The organism is Candidatus Streptomyces philanthi (genome assembly GCF_059553635.1).
In genome coordinates, this window is the sequence record NZ_JCANQV010000601.1 from 1 (window position 1) to 1,405 (window position 1,405).

General features: G+C 76.7%; 1 protein-coding gene. It reads right to left on the reverse strand.

Going from position 1 to position 1,405, the window contains the following annotated elements; genetic code table 11:
* Window positions 1–1,405, reverse strand: a 1,405-nt coding sequence (locus AC51EU_RS30535) for a class I SAM-dependent methyltransferase (RefSeq protein ID WP_496270335.1), incomplete at both ends; no start/stop codon positions are given.

Consider the following 1,405-nt stretch of genomic DNA (forward strand, 5'->3'; position numbering starts at 1 on the left):
CGCGCGCAGCAGGACGTCGAAGGTGACGGCCGCCGCCCCGGGCACCCGCTCACGGATCTGCCCCACCAGCCGCGCCGCCAGCAAGGAGTCGCCGCCCGCCTCGAAGAACCCCTGTTCCCTGGAGGGCGGCGCTCCGCCGAGGAGGTCCGCCCAGAGCCCGGCCACCTGCTGCTCCACGCCCGGCCGCGGCGGCTGCGCCACGCGGTCCGCGGCGCGTTCGCCGCGCCGCGGCACCCAGCCGAGCAGCCGCTTGCGGTCGACCTTGCCGTTGGAGGTCAGCGGCAGCGCGTCGACGATCTGGACGTGTGCGGGGACCATGTGGGCGGGCAGCCGTCCCGCGGCCCACCGGACGATCCCGTCGGCGTCGACCGGGGCGCGGTCCTGCTTGAACGACGCGGCGAACACGCCCTGTCCGAGCGCGGCGAACGGGTCGCCGGCCGCCGGGAGGACCAGCACCTCGCGGGCCCCCGCGGCGGTGAGCAGGTCGCGCCACTGGTCGGTGTGGACGAAGAGGTTCCCCCGCTCGTGCCGCAGGTCCTCGGGTCGCTCCATCATGAACGCCTGGGTGGCCGTGATCTCCGGGTGCTCGCGGGTCATCTCCAGCAGGCACAGCCACCCCTGGGGCGCGAGGAGCGTCCGCAGCCGGTCGAGGACCCGCGCGGTGTCGCGCGCGTTGTTGAGCGCCCCGGCGCTCAGCACGATGTCGAAGGAGTTGGGCAGCAGGCCCTGGTCGCGCGGGTCCCGGTTCATGTCGAACAGGCCGAAGCGCACCCCGGGCCGCGCGCCGAACCGCTGCCTGGCGTCGGTGAGGAAGTACTCCGAGACGTCGGTGAACAGGTAGTCCACCGGCCGGTCCCCCAGCGCGTCGAGGACGGGCCCGGTGGCCGCGCCGATGCCGCCGCCGACCTCCAGGACCCGCAGCGGCCGGTCCCGTACCCCGTCCGCCGCGCCGCGTACGGCGGCGCCGAGGGTGGCGAGCAGGCGCTGTGCGGCCAGGTTGTCGGCGTACCAGGCCCGTGCGACGTCCTGGCCGCCGCCGGGGAAGAACAGCCGTACCGCCTCCTCCTCGCCGCGCAGCAGGGCGGGCAGGGCGTCGGCGTGGGCACGGAAGTACGCCAGCAGGGCGGGCGGGCAGACGGCTTCGGGGGCGTGGGCGGCGAGTGCGGTCCAGGCCCGGTCCACCTCGGCCCTCGCGGGCGCGGCCGCGCCCCGCCAGGTGCCGCTGCCGGGGTCGTGCCGCAGGTGTCCGGCCCGTTCCAGGGCCACCAGCCAGCGGCGCAGCAGTCCGCGGTGCCGTGCGGCGACCCGGAGCCGGGCGGCGGCGTCCTCCTCGGAGCGGCCCTCGGCCCCGAAGATCCCCGAAGCGGCCACCGCGTCGGCCATCGACAGCAGGAACGCGCGGTCC